Genomic DNA, 15,574 nt, shown 5'->3' on the forward strand with positions numbered 1-15,574 from the left:
TGGCTGCTCACGGTGGATCCTTCCGGTTGGGCGCTAGTTGGCGCTGTCAGGCGATCGGCACAAAGACGTTGTGCAGAGCGGGGACCCGGTCCGGCTCGTTGCCGGCCAGAAGGTCGAGCAGCCCGGGCAGGCCGGCGAAACCGGTGATCTCGCGGTGCAATTCTTCGAAGGGCCAACGCCTAGAGACCAGCAGCTCGATGGCGCTCTGGTAGGCGGGGTAGTCGACCCCCAACGAACCGAAGATGCGTAGTTCCTTGAATACGAGCAGGTCTGGCTCGAAGCCCGGCGCTCCGCCGCCGCCGCGTGTGCCCGCGACCACCACGCGTCCGCCGGGCTGCGCGAGTGCGACGGCGTCCGCGAATGCGGCTGGCGCCTTCGCGGTGACGTCGACGACGACATCTGCGAGCCGGCCGGTCGCCATTTGCAGGGCCTGCGCCGGGTCGTCTTCGGTGACGTCGATGGTCAGGTCCACGCCGAACTGGTGGGCTGCGGCTAGCCGAGTTCGGTCGCGAGGGCCGACCCCGGTCATCGCGACGAATGCCGCTCCGGCCTCCTTGGCGGCTACGGCAGCACAAATCCCGCGGATCCCTGGTCCGAGGACCGCGACGACGTCGCCCGGGCTTGTCTCGGGCAACATGGCAGCCCATTTGATCCCTGCCCCAAGCGGATTGAACAACGTCGCGACGATCGGGTCGAGTCCGTCCGGGACCGGCAACGGCATGGAATCGAACGGCAGATGCAGGTGGGTTGCATAGCCTCCCCACAGGCCGGGCGGGATGTTCACGTCGACGAAGCCGAACATGGTGGCGAGGCCGTTGCTCGAGCACCTGCGATACTCGCCGCGGCCGCACGAGTCGCACTCCCGACACGATCGGAACACCTCGACGGCGACTCGCTGACCCACCGAGACGCCCCAACGCTCGCGCGCGGCGTCACCGATTCCCTCGATGACGCCGATGATCTCGTGTCCGGGGATGAAGGCGAACCCCGTCGGCAGGTGTCCGCTGAACTGCTCGTGGTCGGTTCCGCAGAGCCCGCACGCCTCGATCCGCAGGAGACCGGACTCGTCGTCGATGCGCGGCACCGGAAGATGCCGCCGTTCAAGGGTGCGCGGCTTGGTCAGCACGAGCGCGTCGGCGTTCACGACAGTTCGAATTCGACGTGTCCGTCCGCCTGCCGCACGGCGACTTGGTGTCCGACGCACATGTCTCGTGACATTGCCACCGCCACCTCGGCATCGTCACTGCGCGCCGCGACGCGGCGGCCGTCGGTCATGCGCGCGAAAATCGGCACCCAGGAGGGGCCTTGGTCACGGTCGTGCACGACCGTGTATCCATCTATGGTCGCCTCTCCGGATGCGTCGGCGGGAGAAGCGACCGGGAGGGAGGTGCCGTCGATCGCAGACTGCGCATCGGCCATGTCCGGAGTCTGCCATCCCGTTGGCGGTGGAGTCGCCGACCACAGACCCAGCGAGTGCTTTGTGATGTACCAGCCCAGTCCGGACACGAGCCCGACGGCGTCCGGGTCGCTCCTGCAGCGTCGCACCATCTCGACGATCGAATGGCTGACATAGTTGTTACCCGGCCCTCCGTGGTAGGGCAGTCCGCCGGTCACCGTGAACCCGCGGTCATCCGCCGGGTCGAGATCCAAGGCGTCGATCGCCGCCTCGACCGCGGAAGGAAAGCAAGAGTAGAAATCAAACCATCTAATGTCGTCGATGTGAAGTCCACTGGCCGCCAATACCGCCTTGCCGGCGGCCCTTATTCCGGCGGAACGACCCAGATCAGGCCGCTGAACCGGGAAATACACGTCGTTGCATGTGGCCGACGACCACGGGAAGACCCAACGATCACTGGGCACTCCGAGTTCCTCGGCGACTTCGGCGGCCATGATCACGAAAGCGGCAGCCATATCCACGGCGATGATGCTGTTGAGCAGCTTCGGATACGGCTCGCACACCATCCGGTTAGCCGGGGAGACCGTGCTGAGCTCGTCTGCGCTACGGGCACGCGGAAACCAGGCCTGCTCGAGATGTCGGGACGCCTCAACCGTGAACGGAGCCATCAAGTCACCCAGCCAGCGGCGCTGTTCGTCGAATGTGCGGCCTGATCGGGCCGCGATCGCGGATTCGAAGATCGGGTACACCTCGTGCGGCCAATGTAACCCGGCGCCCACCTCGGCTTCGCTCAGTCCCGGGCGGGTGTCACCGAGTGACTCGTCCTGTGCTGCGATGGGTTTGGGCTCCAAAAGTGCGCTACCGGATGCGACTTTGCGTGCTGACGCGCCGCTTTCCGCTCCGACGATCAGAGCCCCGTCGCTGACGCCGCGCCAAATGCGGCGGCCGAGGACCTCGACCAGATACTGGGGGGTGTTGCCGCCGACCGGACAACTGATGCGATGATCCGGCGTCAGCCCAGTCGCTTCGGCAATCCTCGACGCGGGGTTGTCGCGTGGGATCATCAAGATTCCGGGCGTCGCCACGGTATCGATGCGATGCCCGATCGCGGCCGAAGCATCATGCAGCGCTCGACGCGCGGCCTCGGCGGCCAAATCGATGGGATCGACGGTGCCTTCACCGCGATGTGTCAGTTCACCGACGCCGACGACAACCGGAGTGCGTGGTGGGATGGCCAACGGTCAGATCACGCTCATCGTCGAGGTCTTCTATGCGACACGACTGCGATATTGTCACATCCGTTTCCATGCGACAACCGCGGGTGTTCGACAGAGCGGGTCCCTTGACAGGGCATACTCGTACCCGTGACGAAGAGATCGTTGCGGCGGGGCGACGCGACTCCTGGGCGAAACCGCGATATGGCGCGCGATCGCCTACTCGACGCCGCCGAAACGTGCCTGCAAGGCAAGGGGCTGTCGGGCACCACGATGGAGGATATCGCCAGGCATGCGGGCGTATCGCGCGCCACGGTCTATCGCTACTTCGCTAGTCGCGAATCCGTCGTATCCGGTGTCATCGTCCGCGCAGCGGAACGCTACCTGCACCGCACCAGCGGACGGATCTTGGCGCACACCGACTTGGGCTCTGCCATATTGGACTTCGTTGCAGTCACGGTGCGCGCGGCACGCCGCGAACCGATAATCGGCATGCTCTTCGCCAGCGACGATGAACTCGCCGGCGTGGGACTGGCCGAGGGAACGTCGGTGGCGCTGTTCGAACTCGTCGCCGAGTTTCTGCGACCCGTGTTCGCCGCACACTGGCATCAACTCGAAGCCGGCGTTTCGGTCGATGACGCCGCCGAATGGATTTTGCGCATCATCCTCAGCTTGCTCGCGGTTCGCGGCCCCCGGCACCGCAGCCCCGAAGGAATCGATGCTTTCTTGCGCCGATTCCTGCTTCCCGCGCTACTGGCCGACACTCACAGTTGCATTGCTGCGACAACTGCGGAGTAGTGTCTCAGCGATGGCATCGGTATCGCTGAACGAAACGAGGCGCTGACCATGGACTTCCCCCAGTTCAACAAGCAAATAGCCGAGGAGCTCCAGCACGCGGGGGGAACCTCGGGAGGGCTCGCCAAGTACTTGGACTTCCGCCACATCGAGTTCTCCGCCGGGAGACTGGTAGTGGAAATGGACGCCCGAGCCGATTTGTTGACTCCTTTCGGCACTCTGCATGGCGGATGCCTGTCAGCGATGGTCGACCACTGCTTGGGCGTGGTGTTCTATCCGGTGATCCCACCTGGGTCATGGGTGGCCACAACCGAATTCAAACTGAACCTCCTACGTCCGGTGTCCAGTGGAGTCTGCGTTGCGGTCGCCGACATCATCGCGCTGGGGAAGCGTAGCGGCGTCGCCAGGATCGACATCACCAATACGGGACGCCCGGTATGCGCCGCACAGGGAACAGTGACCGTCGTCGCCCAGAGCGCCTCGTGATCCGGTCGCGGAACGAGAACGCTGCCCAAGGCGACCATCGAGGACACAGCAAATGACCTCAACGTTCGAGCGCGTCCGCAACGAAGACGGAACCGCCCTTGCAGCCGATGTCTACCGACACGAATCCGCCCGCGCGGTCGTCATACTGCTGCACGGCGGTGGACAGAACCGCCATGCCTGGGCGACTACCGCGCGCCGCTTACACGCGCGCGGGTATACCGTCGTCGCTTACGACGCCCGCGGTCACGGCGACAGCGAGTGGGACCCCGATGGTCGATACGATCTCGACCGACTTGCATCCGACCTGCTGTCGATTCGCCGATATGCCAGCGATGGCCGCCCGCCAGCTGTCGTTGGCGCATCCTTGGGCGGCATGACGGTGTTGGGAACGCATTTGGTGGCGCCTGCCGATCTGTGGGGAGCCGTCGTACTGGTCGACATAACTCCGCGAATGGAGTTTCACGGAGCACGCCGCGTCGTGTCTTTCATGGGCGCCCATCCCGACGGATTCGATACGCTCGACGCGGCCGCGGACGTCATTGCCCAGTACAACCGGCATCGCGCTCGGCCCAAGAACTTGGACGGTCTCCGAAAGGTCTTGCAGCAGCGCGACGACGGTCGGTGGATCTGGCGATGGGATCCGGCGTTCATAGCTTCCAACTTCGAGTTCCTGCAGGGCGACCCAGCAACTGGTGCCAAAGAATTCGGCGCCATAAGCGACCTTCTCATCGAAGGGGCCCGCCGCGTGCGAGCACCAACGCTTCTCATTCGCGGCGTTCACTCCGACGTGACGTCGCAGCAGTCGGTCGAGGAGTTCCTCGAAGTCGTACCGCACGCCGAGGCTGTCGACGTTTCGGGCACGGGCCACATGGTTGCGGGCGACGACAACGACGCCTTCACTTCGGCAGTCGCAGATTTTCTCGACCGCACGCTGAACGACTCGTCGGACTGAGCGTCTTTCAGGGCCCTGCGATGGCCGCGGCCCGGCCACTCTGGTTCGTTGTCGAGGTGTCAGAACTACCTCCATGAACGGAACCCCGGCGGCGCAGTATCGGCGCATCCGAAGGCAGCGATGCCAAACCGTATGGTTCGACCATCGCCTGGGCCGAATTATCATTCGAACCGAAGCATTTTGCTGGTGGGCGCTGTCCAGGTCGGATCGAGCGGTCGGAGTTCTCCGAACCAGTGCCCGCACACCTTGACGAACACACCCGCCGCCGGGGCGACCCGGATCAGATCGGCGCTGCTGTTGGGATCTTGGAGTCAGTCGACGGCCGGGGGCGAGTCCAGAGGACAGCCTACTGCTATCCAGGCTTCAGCTTCGGTATGCGGGAGGCGGGCGGGCATATCCGGCGCCCGATTCGACCACCTCGTCAGAGCGGCGGGCGTTCCTTCGCATGAGCAGTTCCGGAAACTTCGTGGCCGAAACGATCGAGAAAGTCGTCTATTGCGGCCAGGGCGGTGCTGATCGTTCCTCGCAATGGGGCTGCTCCGGCCGCGAAGGCCGCAAACAAGGTTATTGCGAGCAGACAACTCATGCCTCCGCCTTCCTCTTCACGCGCATCCGTTCGCCGTGGCCCACAGCAATGCCTCGTTCGGCTGCTGAAATGGTAAAACGTGGCTCACCGCTCCTTAACAGCGTAGATACCCGGATCCGCGATCGGTATGTCTCGAAGGGTCGAACCTGCGGGCGTCTGTTGTCTCGCAAAGACAAGTAATCGAGTACGGTCGCAGCTGTGCTTGATTCATCCGAAGTTCAAGACACCCCCGGTCACGCGGTTCATCACCTATTCCGAGACCTCGGCGACCTCGTCAGAGAATTGCCCGAGTCCATACATGGCCTTCTGATTGAGCAAGTTGCCGAACTCGCTGCCGATCAACAGCTCAAAGAGCTACTGAGTGACACCGTCGCCGCGAACGTAGACACTTGGTTCTCCGTCGTCCGTCACTCGATCCCGTTCGACCGCATGGAGTCACCGACGGCCGCCCTTGAACACGCCCGGAGGATGGCGCAACGCGAGGTACCCGTCAACGCGCTGCTGCGGGCATACAGGCTCGGGCACCAGTATGGATTGAACCTCATCATCGCTGGCCTTCGGAGCGCGGACCTACCGCCCGAGGAGAAATTGGCGCTCATTGAACACATCACCCGTGTGTCTTTCCGCTACATCGACTGGATGTCTGAGCAGGTCTTGGAGACATATCAGACTGAACGCGCGGAGTGGGACGAGCGCCGACGAAGTTTGCGTGCACAAGCCATTCGAGACATCCTCAACGGACGCGACGTAGACCTGACCGAAGCGTCGTCGGCTATGAGGTACTTCTTGGGCGCAACGCATGTGGCTCTCATGGTATGGCTCGACCGAGATGCGGGCGCCGACACCGACGAGTTCATCGCCATGGAGCGCTTCATGCAACACGCGGTCTCCGCCACTGGAGCGAAGCAATCGGTCTACTTCTCCATCGACCGCCTCGTCGGATGCGCATGGATGACGGTTCACCGCCCGTCGGACTATTTATCGCAGCTGCGCGACTTCGTCCGGGCTCAACCTGACGGCCCAAGACTTTCCGTCGGTGAACCACTTCCGGGGATTGAAGGCTTCCGCCGCACCTACCGACAGGCTGAGCAGGCCCGTGTGGTCGCGGTGGCAGCCGACGGCTCCTCACGGCACCGGATCGTCGCTGCACGAGATCCCGGTGTGGCCCTGGCCTCGATGCTGATGACCGATGACGCGACTCTGAAGGAATGGATTTACGATGTGCTGGGCCCGTTGGCTCAGAACACTGCATCGGACCAGCGTCTACGAGACACGTTGAGGGTGTTCTTGCGTGCCGGTTCCAGCTTCAAAGCCGCCGCCAACGAATTGCAGATACACGCCAATACCGTCAAGTATCGCGTAAATCGAGCACTCGAGCGCCGCGGTCGCCCGATCGCCGCGGAACGATTAGACGTCGAGGTCGCCCTACTGATGTGCTATTGGCTCGGCGAAGTAGCACTGAACCCAACACAAGCCTTGGGGCGGTCCTAGTCGTTCGTGTCCCGCGAACGCCCTTGCTGCGTAACTGTGCCGTCTACTGACGAACACGCCGAATCTGAGGATGGTCAGCGCGACGATCCGGCGCCGCCCGGCCTGATAATCCGAGTTCGATTCATGTTTCGACGCTGCCGCGGGGCTCTGCTGCGGGCAGGCTGATCGAGTGGAGTCGTCGATCGCCGCCGTACGGAGCTGAAGCAACCCATTCACCGAAGCTCATCGACGTCAGACACGCTCAAGCACCCATCGCGCAAGGCGACAGGCGAGTCGTGGCGCAGGTTGCGACTTGTCGGCCCAGACAACCAGGAGGCATAAGCCTTGATCCACCGATGAGCTGTCGTGGCTGAGGCTGGAATGGTTTGGTGGTCGCTTGCTGGCTGTGAGCAGGGGGTATCGGCTGGTCTGTCCAGCTTTTTCCTGTGTGCTCCGGTCGTGGCCTTTCGGCGGATTGGTCAGGTGGGGGCGGTTGCTGGCGGGCTGTGGCCGATGGTGTTGCGCCACAATCGGAGCCAGTGCGTCGCCCACGGCCAGTGGGCTGGTAGGTGCAGGATGGGTCGGCGTTGGGGGCGGGCCAGTCGGGCCGGGATGGTGATGAGGCGTCGGCGCAGGGTGGCGCCGCGAGCCACCGCGTGTGCACCGCCGGCCAGGATGCCGGCGGCGCGCTGCAGGTTGTGGGCGATGGCCGCGCACAGTATCCAGGCAGAGTTCGCCCCGAAACGTCCCGAGGGCATGTGGGCCAGGGGTCCGTCGATGAGGTCGGCGAACACGGTTTCGATGATCGCGTGGCGGCGGTGAGTGATGTCAGCGACGTCGACGGGTTCGTCGGTGTCGGTGAAGAACGGGTGATATCGCCAGACCGGGAACAGGGCGTCGGGGTATCGGGCGTCTTTGACCCGGCGCACGATCAACCGTGCCGTGATCGGAGTCTTCGTGGAACTGAAAGCGGTGCAGGTGGTTTCGGCGACTTCGGCATCGGAGATCCAGGCACCGGTGTCGGGATCGCGGCGGGATAGCACACCGGGATCCACGCGGTGTCATTGATGTCGGCGATGGCCGCGACGACTGCGGCGGTCTTGGTCAGCACCAGCGAGAACCGGGCACCGGCGCGGCGGCAGGCGGTGACCACGCTGCTGTTGCCGTAGGCCGAGTCGCCGCGCACCAGGATGCGCCCGGTGACACCGGCGCCGCGGGCGGTGGCGACGGCTTGGGCGATCATGCGGGCCGCGCCTTTGCCCGAGTTGGTCTTGCCCGCCCGCAGTCGTGCTCCGGTGATCACCGGAGCGCAGTGTTCGGTGCTGATGGTGGTCACCAACGGGGAAAGACCCTTGCGCAGGATCTGCTTGCCGGCGATTTTGGTGTGGCCGTAGCTCGCACCTTGTTTGGCCTGGCCGTAGACCGGGCGCAGCAGTGAGTCGATGTCGATGAACACCCGCCCGTCGGCGCCGGGCAACAGATCGACACGCTCGCACAGAGCGCCCACGTGCTCACTGAGCACCGACTCCAGTTGCCGGGCATGGCCGAAGGTGAACTCCCGCAACAAGGTTCCGATGGTCGACGGGGCGTACACCTCGCCGAACAGGGTCTTCATCCCGCCGCTACGAACTACGTCGAGGTCGTCGATGCTGTCCGCGCCGGTGCACATCCCGGCGATCAGCGTGGTCAGCTTCGGCGACGGATTGGCCGCACCGGACTTGACCCGCTCGCAGCTGAACCGAACTTTGTCGGCCAATGACGATGACAGTCCGGTCTGCTCGGCAAGGGCCATCACCGGTACCAGGCCTGCGCACGACACCAGACGCTCATCATCGAAGACCGCCGACGATGCGGCGAACCTATGGGACACTTGCACCGGAAGTGCCTTTCCGAGTTGTGCCGATAAGTGCGTAGAGAACACTCATCATCGCAGCTCAGAGGGCACTTTCCTCATTCCGACACCCCACGACCAGCCAATTCATCGGTGGATCGAGGATAAGAACATCCGACAAGTGGCGCGCGTGGTCTTGCCACGCGCTAGACGTTAGCGACGATTAACATCTTCAGCTATTTGCAGCGGCGACCGTGGCTACTCGTCGTGACAACACTTCCCAAACCCGCGCTCCGCCTCCGGTGTCGTGCCTCAGCGCTGGACGACGCCGCCCTCGACGCCGGTGAATCGCTTGCGCAGCTCGGTCTTGAGGAGCTTGCCGGTGGCGTTGCGGGGCAGCTCGGGAAGGAGGTGCACTTCGCGGGGGCACTTGAAATGCGCCAGCCGTTCGCGGCACCAGGCGATCAGTTCGTCGGCGCTGGGTTCCTGCTCGGCGGCTGGGTCGGCCACCACCACCGCGACGACGCGCTCACCCCACTTGTCGTCCGGACCGCCGACCACCGCGGCGTCGAGCACACCGGGGTGACGGAACAGCACCTGCTCGACCTCGATGGGGTAGACATTTTCCCCGCCCGAGATGATCATGTCCTTCTTGCGGTCGACGAGCGTGATGTAGCCGTCGGCGTCGATCCGGCCGAGGTCGCCGGTGTGGAACCAGCCGCCCCGGAAGGCCTCGGCGGTGGTCGCCGGCTTCATCCAGTACCCGACGAACACGTTGGGTCCGCGCACCAGGAGTTCGCCGACGGTGTCGGCCGGGACGTCCCGGTCGTCGGCGTCCACGATGCGGGCATCGACGTGCATGGCGACCCGGCCGATTGATCCGGCCCGCGTCGTGATGTTGGCGGCGTCCAAGACCGAGACCATGGGTGCAGTCTCGGTCATCCCAAATCCCTCGGTGAAGGGGACGCCACGTTGCTGCATGAAGTCGATGACAGTCAGCGGCATCGGTGCGCCGCCGCCCATGGCCAGACGCAACGCGGAGAGATCGTAGGAGTCGAAGTCGGGCACCTGGGTCAGCGCCGACCACATCGCCGGCACCATGAACTGGACGGTGGCGCGGCTTTCGGCCATCGCCTTGAGCGTGCTCACCGGGTTGAACGACGGGAGGATCACGCTGGTCCCGCCGACGTAGAGCAATGGCAGCGTATGTACCCCGAGCCCGCCGATGTGGAACATGGGGGCGACTGCAACAGTCACGTCGCTGCCGGTCAGGCCTTGTTCGGCGCCCAGCACGTTGATGGCGTTCCACAGTAGGTTGTCGTGGGTGAGGATGGCGCCCTTCGGGCGGCCGGTGGTGCCCGAGGTGTACATGATGAACGCGGCGTCGCGGCCCTCGACGTCGCTGTCGAGAGGCTCGGGGGCGCCGCCGGAGAGCAGGTCTGGGTAGGCGATCTCGCCGTCGGCCGGGGCGCCCCCGGCCCGGACCGTGTGGCGGACCCGGACCCCCGGCTCGGCCAGCGCGCTGACCGCCGCCGCCGCGAGCGGCTCGTGGAACACGAACACGTCGGCGCCGGAGTCGGCGAGGATGTAGCCGATCTCCGGGCCTGCGAGTCGGACGTTGATCGGGATGGTGATGGCGCCGATCTTCGCGCAGCCGAGGAGGACCTCCATGAACTCGACCGAGTTCACCAGCAGTATGGCCACCCGGTCCCCCTTGCGGACGCCGAGACGCAACAGGTTCGAAGCGACCTGGTTGGTGCGCCGATCGAAGTCGGAGTACGTGAAGCTGGTGTCACCGCAGACGAACGCCGTGCGCTGCCCGTTGAGGAAGGCCCGTTTGGTGACCCACTGACCGATACCGCGATCCATGTTGATTTGCCTCCTCGGCAGTTTTGGTTGACAAATGCTCGGTAAGGCAGGACCCGGCCCCGGCGGGCGACCGATCACCACCGTCCGTCTTGTAGACCGAAGCGGACACGAACGGATGAAGGATGCTCAGTATGAGCGGGGCAGGTTCAGGCTGTGCTGAGCCACATAGTTGAGGATCATCTCTCGGCTGATCGGCGCGGTGCGCATCAGCCGCACCGGGCCCCAGAGAGTGGCCAGCCCGTACTCGGTGGCCAACCCGTTGCCGCCGTGGGTCTGGATCGCCTGGTCGAGGGCCAGGATGCCGGCCTCCGCCGCAGCGTATTTGGCCATGTTCGACGCCTCCGCGGAACCGGGGTCGCCGGCGTCGTGCAGTGAGGCCGCCCGCTGGGTCATCAGCCGGGCCAGCTCCAGCTGGATCTTGGCGTGCGCAAGCGGGTGGGACAGGCCCTGGTGGGCTCCGATCGGCACGTCCCAGACCTTGCGCTCGCGCGCGTAGGCCGACGCCTTGTCCAGCGCGTAGCGGCCGATGCCGTTGCCCAGGGCGGCGCCCATGATGCGTTCGGGGTTGAGGCCCATGAACACCTGACGCAGACCGTCGTTTTCCGCGCCGATCAGGTTCTCGGCCGGCACCCGCACGTCGTCGAAGAACAGCGTGAACTGCTTCTCCGGTGTCACCGCCTGCACCGGGATGAGGGTCTTGGTCAACCCGGGCGCGTCGGTCGGGACCACCAGCAGGCTCAGCCGTCCGCGGCCGCGGTCGTCGGTCGCGGTGCGGGTGACGACCAGGATGGCCTCCGCCTCGTCGACGCCGGAAATGTAGTACTTGGTGCCGTTGAGCACCCAATCCCCACCGACGCGCTTGGCGTGGGTGGAGATGTTGTGAGAGTTCGAGCCCGCATCCGGCTCGGTGATCGCGAACGCCATGATGATCTCGCCGCTGGCGATGCCCGGCAGCCAGCGCGCCTTTAGCTCGTCGCTGCCGAAAGCCTCGATGATCGTGCCGCAGATGGTGGGGGAGACCACCGTCATCAGCAGCGGGCAGCCGGCCGCGGCCAGTTCCTCACCGACGATCTGCATGTCGTAGATGCCGCCGCCACCGCCGCCGTACTGCTCGGCGATGTTGACCCCGAGGAACCCCTGCTTGCCCACGGCCTGCCAGAGTTCCGAACTCTTCTCCCCGCCGAGCGACTTGGCCACGTAGTAGTCGTGCCCGAAGTCCTTGGCGATCTCGGACACGGCCTTGCGCAGCGCTCGCCGTTCCTCGGTCTCGTGCAGTTCCATACCGCTCTCCTACTTCGAAGTCACCCGCCACCGGGGCCGGTGACGGGTCTGATGGTGCTCAATCCTCGTCTGCACTGTCGGCCGCTCCGACCACCGCGAGGGCATCGCCGGTGGACACCTGCTGACCCACCTCGACCGAGAGTTCGGCGACGATCCCGTCGATCGGGCTGGCGATGGTGTGTTCCATCTTCATCGCCTCCACCACGACCAAGGCCTGCCCGGCCGTCACGACGTCGCCCGCGGCGACGGGCAGCCGGATCACCGAACCCGGCATAGGCGCCGTCAGCGAGCCCGCCGGCTTGAGCGTGCTGGGGTCCAGGAACCGCGGTACCTGGGTGAACGCAGTGGACCCGGCAGGGCTGTCAACGTAGGCGATGTCGCCGTCGAGGACGACGTCGTAGCCGCGCCGTACCCCGCCGGTCTCCAGGACCACCCGGTCCGGCCGCTGCACGAGCACCCTGACGTCCTCGACCGGTTTGCCGTCGACTTCGACCTCGACGCCGTCGCGGAGCAGCGCATAGCCCACCCGACGCTCGCGGCCGTCGGCGGTCAGCCATCCGGTGGACTGCAGTTGGGACGGGTTGTTGCGCCACCCGGCAGGCAGCGTCGGCTGGACGGGGGCCGCCGCGCGGCGTCCCGCGACCTGGGCGAGTGTGGCCGCGATGGCGTGCAAGCCCTCCCCGTCGCGGTCGATGAGGGCTGCGCCGAGGTCGGCCACGTCGTGGCGGTCGAGGAACCCGGTGTCGGTGCCGCGTCCGGCGAACTCGTCGTGGCGCAGAACGCGAACCAGCAGATCCCGGTTGGTGGTGAGTCCGTGGATCCGGGCGCCGGCGAGCGCGGCGGACAGCGCGCCGAGCGCCTCGGCGCGGGTGGGCGCCCAGGCGATCACCTTGGCCAGCATGGCGTCATAGTGGTGGCTGACCACCGAGCCGTCGCGCACGCCGGAGTCCACCCGGACCCCGACGTGGTCGGGGATCTGCATCGTGCGCAGCGTTCCGGTCTGCGGCAGGTAGCCCTTCGTGGGGTCCTCGGCGTAGAGCCGGGCCTCGACCGCGTGGCCGGTGATCCGCGGCTTGCTCACCTCGGCAGGCAGTGGCCGACCCATCGCCACCAGCAACTGCAGGCGCACGAGGTCGAGCCCGGTGACGAGTTCGGTGACCGGGTGCTCGACCTGCAGCCGGGTGTTCATCTCCAGGAAGGCGAACGTCCCGTCGTCATCGCCGCCGTTCGCGTCGAGGACGAACTCGACCGTTCCGGCCCCGACGTAACCCACGGCCTGTGCCGCCGCGACCGCCGCCGCGCCCATCCGGGCGCGCAGGTCGTCGTCGACGACGGGCGAGGGCGCCTCCTCGATGACCTTTTGGTGGCGGCGCTGCACCGAGCACTCCCGCTCGAACAGCGAGACAACCGTGCCGTGCATGTCGGCCAACAGCTGGATCTCAACGTGGCGGGGACGCTGCACGTACCGCTCGAGGAACACCGTGCCGTCCGAGAACGCCGACATCGCCTCGCGCGAGGCCGAGGCCACGGCTCCGTCGAGGTCGTCGGCCGACTCGACAACCCGCATGCCGCGCCCGCCGCCACCCGCGCTCGCCTTGACCAGCAGCGGGTAGCCGATCTCGGCGCCGAGCTTGCGCAGCTTGTCGGGGTCCAGGCCGGTCGCGTCGCCGCCCGGGAGAACCGGCACGCCCGCATCGGCCATCATCGCCTTGGCCGTCAGCTTGGAACCCATCGCGTCGATGGCATCCGGCGGCGGGCCGACGAACACGAGCCCGGCGTCGGCGCAGGCCCGCGCGAAGCCGGCGTTCTCCGACATGAAGCCGTAGCCGGGATGCACGGCGTCGGCGCCGGTGAGGAGGGCGGCGGCGATCACCCGGTCACCGTCGAGGTAGGTCTCCGCCGGCGAGGAACCCGGTAGCCGGACGGCCTCGTCGGCATCGTCCACGTGCCAGGCGTCGGCGTCGGCGTCGGAGTACACGGCGACGGTCGCGATGCCGAGTTCGCGACAGGTGCGAAACACGCGTCGGGCGATCTCTCCCCGGTTGGCCACCAGCAGCTTCTTGATCACGGGCATCGCCATCACATCCGGAACACGCCGTAGCCACGCTGGCCACGGATCTCGCTGTTGTGGACCACGGAAAGGCAGAACCCGAGAACGGTACGGGTGTCGCGCGGGTCGATGATCCCGTCGTCGTAGAGCCTGCCGCTGTTGGCCAGCGCCAACGACTCACGCTCGATCTGGCCCTCGACGGCAGCGCGCATCTGGGCGTCGGCCTCCTCGTCGAACGGGAGCCCCCGGTCGGCGGCCGACTCGCGGGCCACGATCGACAGCACGCCCGCGAGCTGGGCCGGGCCCATGACGGCCGAACGCGAGTTGGGCCAGGTGAACAGGAAGCGGGGAAAGTAGGACCGCCCGCACATCCCGTAATTGCCCGCACCGTAGGACGCGCCCATCACGATCGTCAGGTGTGGGACAGCGCTGTTGGAGACGGCGTTGATCATCTTCGCGCCGTCCTTGATGATGCCACCCTGCTCGTACTCCGCGCCGACCATGTAGCCGGTGGTGTTCTGCAGAAACACCAGTGGCGTGTCGATCTGGTTCGCCAGCTGAATAAACTGGGCGGCCTTCTCCGCCTCCTCGCTGAACAGGATTCCGCGCGCGTTGGCAAGGATCCCTACCGGGTATCCGTGGATCGAGGCCCAACCGGTGACCAGCGAGGTGCCGTATAGCGGCTTGAACTCGTCGAAGGCGGACCCGTCCACGATTCGGGCGATGACATCACGTGGGTCGAAGGGAACCTTCGGGTCCACCGAAGCGATCCCGAGGAGTTGGTCGGGGTCTCGCAGCGGGGGGGTCGGTGGCTGTGTCGGGCCGGGCCCGAGCTTGCGCCAGTTCAGTCTGGCCATGATGCGCCGCCCGATCCGGATGGCGTCCTGCTCGTCCTCGGCCATGTAGTCGGCCAGCCCGGAGGTGCGGGCGTGCATGTCGGCGCCGCCGAGCGACTCGTCGTCGGACACTTCGCCGGTCGCCATCTTCACCAGCGGCGGACCACCGAGGAAGACCTTGGACCGGTTGCGGACCATCACCACGTAATCACACATGCCGGGGATGTACGCGCCGCCTGCCGTCGAGTTACCGAATACCAGCGCCAGTGTCGGCAGGCCCTGCGCGCTGTGCTGGGTGAGGTCGTTGAATAGCTGGCCCCCGGGCACGAAGATCTCGGCCTGCGTGGGCAGGTCCGCCCCGCCCGACTCGACGACGTTGATGATGGGCAGCCGGTTCTCGCGGGCGACTGCCATGCCCCGGAACACTTTTCGGAAGGTGTAGGGGTTCGAGGCTCCGCCGCGCACGGTCGGGTCGTGCGCGATGATCATCGACTCGACGCCTTCGACGATGCCGATGCCGACCACAACGCTGCCGCCCACCGGAAACTTCGTGCCCCACGCCGCGAACGGACAGAGTTCCAGGAAGGCCGTGTCGGGGTCGATGAGCAGCTCGACGCGCTCCCGAGCCAGCATCTTGCCGCGGCTACGGTGCCGGGCGACGTACTTCTCGCCGCCGCCACCGTTGGCCAGCGCCAGCTGTTCGGCGAGCGCATGGAGCTGCGCGATGAGTCCCTCGCGATTCTCGAGGTATACCGGCGCGCGGGTGTCGACCCGGTCGGGCAGGACGTCAATCAACTTTCCTCCAGGT

The 15,574-nt window shown here is 65.9% G+C and carries 11 protein-coding genes and 1 pseudogene; 5 read left to right on the forward strand and 7 right to left on the reverse strand.

The window, feature by feature from the left end:
• Positions 1 to 46: 46 nt before the first annotated feature.
• Both ABDC78_RS19035 and ABDC78_RS19040 read right to left on the reverse strand, forming a co-directional pair.
• The gene (locus tag ABDC78_RS19035) at positions 47 to 1,144 is read right to left on the reverse strand and encodes a medium chain dehydrogenase/reductase family protein (protein ID WP_043985022.1); all 1,098 of its coding nucleotides are present in this window, start codon (positions 1,142 to 1,144) and stop codon (positions 47 to 49) included.
• A complete protein-coding gene (locus tag ABDC78_RS19040; RefSeq protein WP_067992167.1) occupies positions 1,141 to 2,634 on the reverse strand; it encodes an acetyl-CoA acetyltransferase in 1,494 nt (497 codons plus the stop codon). Before ABDC78_RS19040 ends, ABDC78_RS19035 begins: the two co-directional genes overlap by 4 nt.
• A 180-nt stretch (positions 2,635 to 2,814) precedes the next feature.
• On the opposite strand from ABDC78_RS19040, the gene ABDC78_RS19045 reads away from it, so the two are divergent.
• The 5 genes from ABDC78_RS19045 (at position 2,815) to ABDC78_RS19065 (ending at position 6,920) form a co-directional block, all read left to right on the forward strand.
• Complete coding sequence (locus ABDC78_RS19045; protein ID WP_011895464.1) at positions 2,815 to 3,408, forward strand: TetR/AcrR family transcriptional regulator; 594 nt, start codon at positions 2,815 to 2,817, stop codon at positions 3,406 to 3,408.
• 48 nt (positions 3,409 to 3,456) lie between these two features.
• Positions 3,457 to 3,891 carry a PaaI family thioesterase gene (locus ABDC78_RS19050; RefSeq protein WP_011895463.1) on the forward strand — a complete coding sequence of 145 codons (435 nt, stop codon included), beginning with the start codon at positions 3,457 to 3,459 and terminating at the stop codon, positions 3,889 to 3,891.
• A gap of 52 nt (positions 3,892 to 3,943) precedes the next feature.
• The gene (locus ABDC78_RS19055; RefSeq protein WP_011895462.1) at positions 3,944 to 4,843 is read left to right on the forward strand and encodes an alpha/beta hydrolase; all 900 of its coding nucleotides are present in this window, start codon (positions 3,944 to 3,946) and stop codon (positions 4,841 to 4,843) included.
• Positions 4,844 to 5,309: 466 nt separating this feature from the next.
• Positions 5,310 to 5,609: a hypothetical protein gene (locus ABDC78_RS19060; protein WP_131805205.1), complete on the forward strand. Its 300-nt coding sequence runs from the start codon at positions 5,310 to 5,312 to the stop codon at positions 5,607 to 5,609.
• Positions 5,610 to 5,627: 18 nt separating this feature from the next.
• Positions 5,628 to 6,920, forward strand: coding sequence for a helix-turn-helix domain-containing protein (locus tag ABDC78_RS19065; protein WP_078290120.1), 1,293 nt, complete (start codon positions 5,628 to 5,630; stop codon positions 6,918 to 6,920).
• Between the two features lie 458 nt (positions 6,921 to 7,378).
• On the opposite strand, the pseudogene ABDC78_RS19070 reads toward ABDC78_RS19065, so the two are convergent.
• From ABDC78_RS19070 to ABDC78_RS19090, 5 genes and pseudogenes are all read right to left on the reverse strand, one after another.
• A pseudogene (locus tag ABDC78_RS19070) lies at positions 7,379 to 8,775 on the reverse strand (IS1380 family transposase).
• A 267-nt stretch (positions 8,776 to 9,042) separates the two neighbouring features.
• Positions 9,043 to 10,599 (reverse strand): long-chain fatty acid--CoA ligase, encoded by a 1,557-nt coding sequence (locus tag ABDC78_RS19075; RefSeq protein WP_067992169.1) that lies wholly within the window; start codon positions 10,597 to 10,599, stop codon positions 9,043 to 9,045.
• A 126-nt stretch (positions 10,600 to 10,725) separates the two neighbouring features.
• A complete protein-coding gene (locus tag ABDC78_RS19080) occupies positions 10,726 to 11,880 on the reverse strand; it encodes an acyl-CoA dehydrogenase family protein (protein ID WP_067992172.1) in 1,155 nt (384 codons plus the stop codon).
• Positions 11,881 to 11,938: 58 nt separating this feature from the next.
• On the reverse strand, positions 11,939 to 13,954 hold the full coding sequence (locus ABDC78_RS19085) for a biotin carboxylase N-terminal domain-containing protein (protein ID WP_172527842.1): 2,016 nt from the start codon (positions 13,952 to 13,954) through the stop codon (positions 11,939 to 11,941).
• A gap of 5 nt (positions 13,955 to 13,959) precedes the next feature.
• Positions 13,960 to 15,561, reverse strand: a complete 1,602-nt coding sequence (locus tag ABDC78_RS19090; protein ID WP_067992181.1) for a carboxyl transferase domain-containing protein — start codon at positions 15,559 to 15,561, stop codon at positions 13,960 to 13,962.
• Positions 15,562 to 15,574: the final 13 nt, after the last annotated feature.

The sequence above is a fragment of the Mycobacterium sp. DL genome, assembly GCF_039729195.1.
GTDB lineage: Bacteria > Actinomycetota > Actinomycetes > Mycobacteriales > Mycobacteriaceae > Mycobacterium > Mycobacterium hippocampi_A.

Excerpts from the sequence above, each read along its gene's own strand:
- ABDC78_RS19045 (WP_011895464.1), top strand. The coding sequence starts at position 2,815 with ATGGCGCGCGATCGCCTACTCGACGCCGCCGAAACGTGCCTGCAAGGC.
- ABDC78_RS19050 (WP_011895463.1), top strand. The coding sequence starts at position 3,457 with ATGGACTTCCCCCAGTTCAACAAGCAAATAGCCGAGGAGCTCCAGCAC.
- ABDC78_RS19055 (WP_011895462.1), top strand. The coding sequence starts at position 3,944 with ATGACCTCAACGTTCGAGCGCGTCCGCAACGAAGACGGAACCGCCCTT.
- ABDC78_RS19075 (WP_067992169.1), bottom strand. The coding sequence starts at position 10,599 with ATGGATCGCGGTATCGGTCAGTGGGTCACCAAACGGGCCTTCCTCAAC.
- ABDC78_RS19080 (WP_067992172.1), bottom strand. The coding sequence starts at position 11,880 with ATGGAACTGCACGAGACCGAGGAACGGCGAGCGCTGCGCAAGGCCGTG.
- ABDC78_RS19085 (WP_172527842.1), bottom strand. The coding sequence starts at position 13,954 with ATGCCCGTGATCAAGAAGCTGCTGGTGGCCAACCGGGGAGAGATCGCC.